This window comes from Phenylobacterium sp. (assembly GCF_036963605.1).
In the GTDB taxonomy this organism is placed as follows: Bacteria; Pseudomonadota; Alphaproteobacteria; order Caulobacterales; family Caulobacteraceae; genus Phenylobacterium.
In genome coordinates this window covers 1-8404 of the sequence record NZ_JBALUY010000109.1, presented here as the reverse complement: position 1 = coordinate 8404, position 8404 = coordinate 1, and the positions used below count along the sequence as shown (strand labels likewise).

Annotated in this window: 11 protein-coding genes; 8 read left to right on the top strand and 3 right to left on the bottom strand. The window is 68.9% G+C overall.

The genetic code is table 11. The features are described 5' to 3' along the window. The coding region (locus V7702_RS15765; protein ID WP_335651033.1) for a DEAD/DEAH box helicase at positions 1 to 210 on the bottom strand (210 nt) is incomplete at its 3' end. Positions 211 to 522: 312 nt separating this feature from the next. Here V7702_RS15765 and V7702_RS15760 point away from each other — a divergent pair. From V7702_RS15760 to V7702_RS15750, 3 genes are all read left to right on the top strand, one after another. Continuing rightward, positions 523 to 930 (top strand): (deoxy)nucleoside triphosphate pyrophosphohydrolase, encoded by a 408-nt coding sequence (locus V7702_RS15760; RefSeq protein WP_335651032.1) that lies wholly within the window; start codon positions 523 to 525, stop codon positions 928 to 930. Positions 931 to 947: 17 nt separating this feature from the next. After that, positions 948 to 1079, top strand: coding sequence for a Flp family type IVb pilin (locus V7702_RS15755; protein ID WP_335651031.1), 132 nt, complete (start codon positions 948 to 950; stop codon positions 1077 to 1079). Positions 1080 to 1170: 91 nt separating this feature from the next. Further along, entirely contained in the window at positions 1171 to 1908 is a 738-nt protein-coding gene (locus tag V7702_RS15750; protein WP_335651030.1) for an SIMPL domain-containing protein, read from the top strand. Between the two features lie 10 nt (positions 1909 to 1918). Here V7702_RS15750 and V7702_RS15745 read toward each other — a convergent pair whose 3' ends face one another. Continuing rightward, on the bottom strand, positions 1919 to 2833 hold the full coding sequence (locus V7702_RS15745; RefSeq protein ID WP_335651029.1) for a methyltransferase domain-containing protein: 915 nt from the start codon (positions 2831 to 2833) through the stop codon (positions 1919 to 1921). Here V7702_RS15745 and V7702_RS15740 point away from each other — a divergent pair. The 4 genes from V7702_RS15740 to V7702_RS15725 are packed head-to-tail and all read left to right on the top strand — an operon-like array spanning position 2832 to position 5197. Then, positions 2832 to 3614 (top strand): ComF family protein, encoded by a 783-nt coding sequence (locus tag V7702_RS15740; RefSeq protein WP_335651028.1) that lies wholly within the window; start codon positions 2832 to 2834, stop codon positions 3612 to 3614. The genes V7702_RS15745 and V7702_RS15740 overlap by 2 nt on opposite strands. A 56-nt stretch (positions 3615 to 3670) precedes the next feature. Continuing rightward, positions 3671 to 3931: a glutaredoxin 3 gene (grxC, locus tag V7702_RS15735; protein ID WP_335651027.1), complete on the top strand. Its 261-nt coding sequence runs from the start codon at positions 3671 to 3673 to the stop codon at positions 3929 to 3931. Between the two features lie 10 nt (positions 3932 to 3941). Continuing rightward, complete coding sequence (locus V7702_RS15730; RefSeq protein WP_335651026.1) at positions 3942 to 4772, top strand: carbon-nitrogen hydrolase family protein; 831 nt, start codon at positions 3942 to 3944, stop codon at positions 4770 to 4772. Next, positions 4769 to 5197, top strand: a complete 429-nt coding sequence (locus V7702_RS15725) for a DUF1178 family protein (RefSeq protein ID WP_335651025.1) — start codon at positions 4769 to 4771, stop codon at positions 5195 to 5197. The genes V7702_RS15730 and V7702_RS15725 overlap by 4 nt, the downstream gene beginning before the upstream one ends. Positions 5198 to 5215: 18 nt before the next feature. Here the strand turns inward: V7702_RS15725 and V7702_RS15720 are convergent, their stop codons facing one another. Beyond that, positions 5216 to 6496 (bottom strand): OmpP1/FadL family transporter, encoded by a 1281-nt coding sequence (locus V7702_RS15720; RefSeq protein WP_335651024.1) that lies wholly within the window; start codon positions 6494 to 6496, stop codon positions 5216 to 5218. Between the two features lie 196 nt (positions 6497 to 6692). On the opposite strand from V7702_RS15720, the gene V7702_RS15715 reads away from it, so the two are divergent. Continuing rightward, positions 6693 to 8404: Clp protease N-terminal domain-containing protein (locus V7702_RS15715; protein ID WP_335651023.1), on the top strand; the 1712-nt coding region annotated here is incomplete at its 3' end.

The window sequence follows — 8404 nt, the reverse complement described above, 5'->3', positions numbered from 1 at the left end:
GGGCTTGGGATCAGCCGCCAGGCGATGGAGGATGGGCAGGGCGAAGGCGGCGGTCTTGCCGGTGCCGGTCTGGGCGATGCCCAGGATGTCACGGCCAGAGAGCACGCCCGGAATGGCCTTGGCCTGGATCGGGGTCGGGGTCTCATAGCCCTGGTCGGCCAGGGCCTTCAGCAAAGGTTTGGCCAGGCCGAGTTCAGAAAATTGGGTCAAGTGACTTACAGTCTTTCGGAGTGCGCCGAAGGCGGCCTCATGCTGTGCACGGGTCGCGGGACGCGGGTCAGTTTGGGGAAAGCCCCCGCGTGGCGGGGCGATCTATGCGATCTCTTCACGGCGCTCAACAGGCCGAACCCCCGTTTCAGGAGGCCCTCACGCGGGCTGGAGCACCAATAGCGCCAATCAGGGCGCACCGCACACATCGTCTTTCGCAGGTGCGAAGTCAACCCAAAGTCGTCGGGAGAGGCCGCCAGCGCTCCGATTGTCCGATCCTGTTGCATTTGACGCCAAGGCGCGGAATGGAGAGGCATGACGGAAAAGCCCCTCCTGCTGGTCGCCGCCGCGGCCCTGATCGACACCGACGGCCGCGTGCTGATCTGCCAGCGCCCCGAGGGCAAGCAGCTGGCCGGGCTCTGGGAATTTCCTGGCGGCAAGGTCGAGGCCGGCGAGACGCCCGAGGCCTGCCTGATCCGCGAGCTGGACGAGGAACTGGACATCCAGGTGACCAACGCCTGCCTCGCGCCCTTCGTCTTCGCCAGCCACGGTTATGAGTCCTTTCACCTGCTGATGCCACTCTATCTGTGCCGGCGCTGGAGCGGGTTCGTCACCGCCAAGGAACACAAGGCCCTCGCATGGGTGAAGCCCAACAAGCTCAGCGACTATCCGATGCCGCCGGCCGACGCGCCCCTGGTGGCCTGGCTGCGCGATCTGGTCTGAGGCGCTTCCCCCGCGAGGTGTCCGGGGCCACAGCCATCGAGTACGCCCTGCTGGCCTCGCTGCTCGGCCTCGTCATCATCACCGCCGCCGGCGCCCTCCGCGCCCAGATCTACGAACTGCTGATCTCGGTCTCCGACGCGCTGGTTTAGGCCGGCGAGGCGCGCTGACTGGCCTCAGGCTTATTGACGCGGTGCGTAGCCGGCCTGCAACCTGCCAACCTTGTGGCGCAAGGGGGGCGTGATGCTACGATTGATGGTGCTTCTGGCGCTGGTGGGCGGGGGTTCGGCCGCTGCGCAGGATCTCACTCCGCAGGTCGCGATAACTGGGGTTGGCACCGTCAAAACCCCGCCGGATGCCGCAACTCTCAACTACACCGTGAGGGGTGAGGGTAGAACTTCGGATGAGGCTGCGCGGGAGCTGGAGACGAGTCGGGCGGCCATTGAAGATGGCCTGAGCGCGATGGCGCCCATCCAGCTGACGACCTCCGGATTATCAATCGATGAGGTTCGCGGCGAGGACTGCGATGTCGATCCGTATGACGGCTCCCCTCGCCTGAGCGTCGGAGACTGTGCGGTCCAAGGATATGTCGCAACGCTACGCGTGAATGCGAAGACCTCCGACGTGGAAGGCGCGGGAACGATGTTGTCGTTGGCCGCGCGGCTTGGCGCCAAGGAAGCGAGTGTAGCATTTGCGCTTCAGCATCCGCAGATCGCCCAAACCGCCGCCGCAGCGCAGGCTTTGGCCGACGCCCGCCAGAGGGCCGAGGCCATCGTAGCGAACTCACATTCGCGCGTCGGCGAAGTGCTGAGCGTGCGGGATTCGGAGGCGGCCTCGGCTCTCAACGAAATCGTCGTGAACGGTGAGTTCCCCAAGCTTCAGCCTCGTCCTGAAGCTCCGGTGAGAGTAAGTCTGAAGCCTGAACCGATTGAGACAACGCTCCGGCTTTGGGTCGTGTTTCGCCTTGAGCCGAGGCCCTAGCCACAGCGGCTCAATCCTCTTCCCGCGGCAACGGGTTCTCCTCCACGCCCAAGGCCTCGGCCAGCCGCATCTTGGCTGAGCCGGGCTTTAGGGGCTGTTGCTGGCTGGCGTGGGGCGCCCAGCCGGTGAGGGTGAGGATTTCGAAGGTGGCCGGGACCCGGCCGTCGGCCTCGGCGAACCGTTCCACATAGAGCTCGAAGGCCCGGCCCAGCACCGCGCGGCTCAGGCGCCGAGGGTGGCGTTCGGCCAGGGCATTGGTCTCCCCCATCTGGCGCAGGTCGGCCATCAGCTTGAGCGGATGGGCGTAGCGCACAGTCACCCGGTCCACATCGGCCACCGGCAGGGCGAAGCCCGCCCGCTGCAACAGGCCCGCGGCGTCCGAGGCGTCGGCGAAGGGCGAGATGCGGCTGCCGGCCCCGCCGGTCAGCTCGGCCTCGGCGTCGATCAGCGAGCGGCGCAGCTCGAACAGGGTTGAGCCGCCCAGGAAGGCGCCGATGAACAGGCCATCGGGCCGTAGCGCCCGCCGGATCTGGATCAGGGCGCCCACCACGTCATTGGTCCAGTGAAGGCCGAAGGTGGAGATGGCCAGGTCAAGGCTGCCGGCCGCGAAGGGCAGGCGCTCCTCGTCGGCCACCAGGCGCGGCCCCGGCCGGCCCTTCAGCATGGCGTGCGAGAGGTCCGCCTCGATCACCAGCCCCACGCGGGCGCGGGCGTCGCTGCGCTCCAGGGCTTGGCCGAACGCGCCCTTCCGCGCCGAGAGATCGACGGCCAGGGGGAAGTCGCGCATGATCGCCTCCAGCCGCTCCACCGCGTCCTCGGCGGCGCGGCGGTGCAGGAAATCGGCGGCTTCAAAGGCCGGGGCGGCGCGGTCCAGGTGCTTGCGCACCAGGCCGCGGTCGAACAGTCGGGGCGGGGTGGGTGACATGAGCCTGCAAGATGGCCTTTCGGGGCTCTCCTGGAAACCAGGGGCGCGGCTGAAATCGGCCGGACGCGACCTGCTGGACCTGGTGTTTCCGCCCCAGGCCCTGGATGTGGGTCCGCGGCCCCTGTCGCCGGGGCTTTCGCCGGAGGCCTGGATGAAGATCACCTTCCTTGACGGGCCGGTGTGCGATGGCTGCGGGGCGGCGTTCGAATATTCCCTCGGACCGGGCGTGCGCTGCGTGGCCTGCGAGGCCCGGCCGCGGGCCTTCGCCCGGGCGCGGGCGGCCTGTGTCTATGACGAGACCTCCCGCGATCCGATCCTGCAACTCAAGCACGCCGACCGGCAGGATCTGGCGCCGCTGTTCGCCCGCTGGCTGTCGCGGGCCGCTGACGGGCTGGTGGAGGAGGCCTCCGCCATCACGCCGGTGCCGCTGCACGCCTCGCGGCTGTTTTCCCGCCGGTTCAATCAGGCCGCGGAGATCGCCCGCGGTCTCGCCCGCCTGCGCGACCGACCCTACCTGGCCGACGTGCTGGTGCGTCGAAGGGCCACCGAAAGCCAGGGCGGCAAGTCCGGATCGGGACGCAAGCGCAATGTCGCCGGGGCCTTCGTCGTGCCGCCGGGCCGGGCCCGTCAGGTGGCCGGACGCAACATCCTGCTCGTCGACGACGTTCTGACCACGGGCGCCACCGCCGAAGGCTGCGCGCGGGCCCTGCTCGCGGCCGGAGCGGCCCGCGTCGATCTCGCCGTGGTGGCGCGCGTCAAGGCCGCCACCACCTCCTCATGACCTGCCGCCACGGCGCAGGTCTGGACATTTGATCAGGGAAGCCCCTTATCCCCGCCATGCCAAACGTCACCCTCTATACCAAGCCCTATTGCCCCTACTGCGTGCGCGCCATGACCCTGCTGGAGAAGAAGGGCGTGGAATTCACGGAGATCGAGGCCGCCTTCGATCCCGAGAAGCGTCAGGAAATGGTCCAGCGCTCCGGCGGCGGGACCACCTTCCCGCAGATCTTCATCGGCGATCGCCACATCGGCGGCTGCGACGAGATGATGGAGCTGGAGCGGTCTGGCCAGCTCGATCCCCTGTTGCAGGGCGCCTGAGCCCGTTCGCATGATGCTCCGCGTCGCCCTCGTCCAGACCCGCACCCCGGCCAGCCAGGCCGCGGCGCTCGACCACGTCCTGCCCCTGGCGCGCCAGGCGGCGGACGGCGGCGCGCAGCTGATCGCCACGCCGGAGGGGACCAACATCCTGCAGAAGGATCGTGAGGCCCTGCTGCCCCAGCTGCGCGTCCTGGAGGACGATCCCGTGGTGGTCGCCCTGCGGGAGCTTGCTCGGGCCTCCGGCGTCAGCATCCTGATCGGCTCGGCCCTGGTGAAGCGTGAGGACGGCCTCTGCGCCAACCGCAGCGTGCTCATCGATCCGCAGGGCGACATCGTCGCCACCTACGACAAGCTGCACATGTTCGACGTGGACCTGCCCAGCGGCGAGCGCGCCCGGGAGTCGGCGACCTACGCGCCTGGGGACGTCGCGGTCACCGCCATGGCCCAGGGCGCAAAGCTCGGCCTGACCATCTGCTATGACCTGCGCTTCCCGGCCCTGCATCGGGCGCTCGCCCTGGCCGGAGCCGAGATCCTGACCACGCCGGCGGCCTTCACGCGTTCGACCGGCGTGGCCCACTGGGACGTGCTGTTGCGCGCCCGGGCCATCGAGACCGGCAGCTTCGTGATCGCCCCGGCGCAGGGCGGCTTTCATGAGGACGGCCGCGGCACCTATGGCCACAGCCTGGTGGTCGCCCCCTGGGGAGAGGTGGTCGTCAGGCTCGACCACGATGAGCCGGCTGTGCTGTTCGCCGATCTCGACCTGGACCTGGTCGCCAAGGCGCGGGCGGCGATCCCGGCCTTGGCCAATGCGCGGCCGTTCTCCGGGCCCGCGACCATATGATCCGCTACGCCCTGGCCTGTGAGCACGGCCACGAGTTCGAGGGCTGGTTCTCGGCCTCCAGCGATTTCGACGACCAGAAGGCCCGCGGGCTGCTGGAATGCCCGGTCTGTGGCGCGCAGGACGTGCGCAAGCAGATCATGGCGCCGGCCGTGGCGGGCACAAAGCGCAACACGCCTGACCTGCCGCCCAAGGCCCGGGCGGTGATGATGGAGGCGTTGAGCAAGGTCCGCCGCCACGTGGAAGAGAACTTCGACGATGTCGGCGACGCCTTCGCCAAGGAGGCCCGGGCCATCCATGAGGGCAAGGTCGAAGACCGCGGCATCTATGGACAGGCCACGCCCGCCGAGGTGAAGGCCCTGGTGGAGGACGGCGTGCCCGTGGCGTCCCTGCCGCCGGAGCCGCCCAAGAAGACCGAGGTCAACTGAGCGGCCGGCGGGCAAGTCTTAGAAGGTCTTGCGCAGACCGAGCGACAGGATGGCGCCTTCGCCGTTCACATCGCCGCGCAGGCGGGTGACGGTCTCGGCGGGCGTGCCTTCATAGAAGGTGGTGTCGTGGTTCACCTGGCTCTCGTCGAAGGTGATGTAGGAGAGCGCCGCATCCATGGTGAGAGAGTCGCTCAGCGCAGCGCTGGCGCCGACGCCATAGAGCCAGCGATCACCATCCGGCACCCGCGCGGTGCGCAGTTCATCCGGCGTCGGGGTCGGGTCGTATTGGGCGCCGGCCCGCAGGGTCAGGCGCTGATTGACCATGTAGTCCACGCCCACGCCGCCGGTGGTGACGTCGTTATAGCGTTGCGGCAGGGTTTCATTGACCGCCGGCGAGGTGACGCTGATGTCGTCGAACTCGCTCCAGCCGATGCGATTGACCTGGGCGTTCAGGGCCAGGCGCTCGGTGGCCTGCCAGCGGGCGCCGAAGGTGGCGATCCACGGGGTCGAGAAGGTGGCCGACCCGCCGATGTCGGTGTTGAACGGAGCCAGCGGGCCGGCCAGGCCGACCACACGCACGTCGCCATCCAGGTCGTGCTCGACGGCCGAGCGATAGCTGGCGCCGAAGGTCAGGGCGTCGAAATGGGCCTGGGCGCCCACGGTCCAGCCGAAGTCCCAGCCATTGCCCTTGAGCTGCGAGACGCCGTCCGGGGCGCCGGGCGCCAGGTTCGGATAGGCGGTCGACAGCGTGGCCTCGGCGTACTGGCCGCTGACGCCGGCGCCCAGGTCGAGCCAGTCGGTGACCTGCATGGCGCCGGTCAGCTGGACGTCGGCCGTGGTCAGGCCTGACTCCAGGCCGTCATAGCGGGCCCAGGCGTTGTCGCGATATTCGGTAGTGAAGTTATACGGGGCGGCCACTGACAGGCCGAGGGCGAAGCGATCGCCCACCGGCGTGGCGATGGCGAAGTTCGGCGCGACGCCGTTCTGGATCGGGTTGAAGGCCCGCGGCTCGCCGCCTACCGGGACGGTGACGCCGCCGGGATAGGTGATGGTCGAGCCGGTGTCGTTCACCGTCGCATCCACGAAGATCGCGTGGGCGCCGACATAGACCTCCCGCGGGGAGCGGGCGATGGCGGCCGGATTCCACCACAGGGACGAGACCCCGGTGTCGGCCACTTCGCCGGTATAGGCCCGGCCAGCGCCGCGCACCGACTGTTCCTGGAGATAGAAGCCGCCGGCCGCAGCCGGTCCGGCGAGGCTGGTTGCGCCCACAAGCGCCAGCACCCAGGCCTTTTTCATAGGTAGACTCCCAAACACGATTGGCCGGCCGCAAGGCCGACTGGTGCGGTGGAAATGGGGAGCCGCTGGCATTGGTTTCCCCATAAACCGGGGCAATCCGACTTGTGTGGCCGAATGGCCACACCTACATCGAGGCTCGACGCGCCTTGCGCTGTCTCAAGGCGAGGCGCGTCAATCCGCCTAACGAGGGGATGCCATGAACATCGACGTCTATTCCGACCGCGCCAAACAGGCGATCCAGTCGGCCCAGAGCCTCGCGCTCGCCCGCCGGCACCAGCAACTTAGCCCCATTCACCTGCTCAAGGTTCTGCTTGAGGAGAAGGACGGGCTGTCCCGCGCCCTGATCCAGAGCGCCGGCGGCCGACCCGACGAGGCTGACGCCGCCGTCGAAGCGGCCCTGGCCAAACGGGCCAAGGTCGAGGGGGGCTCGGGCCAGCTCTATATGGCCCCGGAGACCGCCCGGGTCTTCGCCAAGGCCGAGGCCGACGCCAAGACCGCCGGCGACGCCTTCGTCACCACCGAACGCCTGCTGCTGGCCATCGCGGCCGAAGGCGGCGAGGCCGCCGACGCCCTGAAGAGCGCCGGCGTGAAGGCCAGCGCCCTGGAGAGCGCCGCCAATGATGTCCGCAAGGGCCGCACCGCCGATTCCGCCTCGGCCGAAGAGGGCTATGACGCCCTCAAGCGCTACGCCCGCGACCTGACCCAGGCCGCCCGGGACCAGAAGCTCGACCCCGTGATCGGCCGGGACGAGGAGATCCGCCGGACCATCCAGGTGCTGTCGCGGCGCACCAAGAACAATCCCGTGCTGATCGGCGAACCCGGCGTCGGCAAGACCGCCATCGTCGAGGGCCTGGCCCTGCGCATCGTCAATGGCGACGTGCCCGAAAGCCTGAAGGACAAGAAGCTGCTGTCGCTGGACATGGGCTCCCTGATCGCTGGGGCGAAGTATCGCGGCGAGTTCGAGGAGCGGCTGAAGGCCGTGCTGAACGAGGTCACCGCCGCCGAGGGCTCGATCATCCTGTTCATCGACGAGATGCACACCCTGGTCGGGGCCGGGAAGTCGGACGGGGCCATGGACGCCTCCAACCTGCTCAAACCCGCCCTGGCCCGCGGCGAACTGCACTGCGTCGGCGCCACGACGCTCGATGAGTACCGCAAGCATGTGGAGAAGGACGCCGCACTCGCCCGCCGCTTCCAGCCGGTCTTCGTCTCTGAGCCGACGGTGGAGGACACCATCTCCATCCTGCGCGGCCTGAAGGAGAAGTACGAGGTCCACCACGGGGTGCGGATTTCCGACAGCGCCATCGTCGCGGCCGCGACCCTGTCCAACCGCTACATCGCCGATCGCTTCCTGCCCGACAAGGCCATCGACCTGGTGGACGAGGCCGCCAGCCGGGTGCGCATGGCCGTGGACTCCAAGCCCGAGGAACTGGACGAGATCGACCGTCGGATCGTCCAGCTGAAGATCGAGCGCGAGGCCCTGACCCGGGAGACCGACGCGGCCTCCAAGGCGCGGCTGGAAAAGCTGGAGGACGAGCTCGTCGAGCTGGAGGCCGAATCCGCCGGCATGACCGGCCGCTGGAAGGCGGAGAAGGACAAGCTGAGCTCGGCCGCCCAGATCCGCGAGGCCCTGGATCGCCTGCGCGCCGAACTGGTCGCCGCCCAGCGCCGGGGCGACCTGCAACGGGCTTCGGAGATCGCCTATGGCGAGATCCCGCCCCTGGAGCGGAGCCTGGCCGAGGCTGAGGCTGTGGTCGCCGAGGAGCCGGTCAGCCCCGAGGTGGTCGACGCCGAGCAGATCGCCGCCGTAGTCAGCCGCTGGACCGGCGTGCCCGTCGACAAGATGCTGGAGGGCGAGCGCGAAAAGCTGCTGTCCATGGAGGACTATCTCCGCGGCCGGGTGGTCGG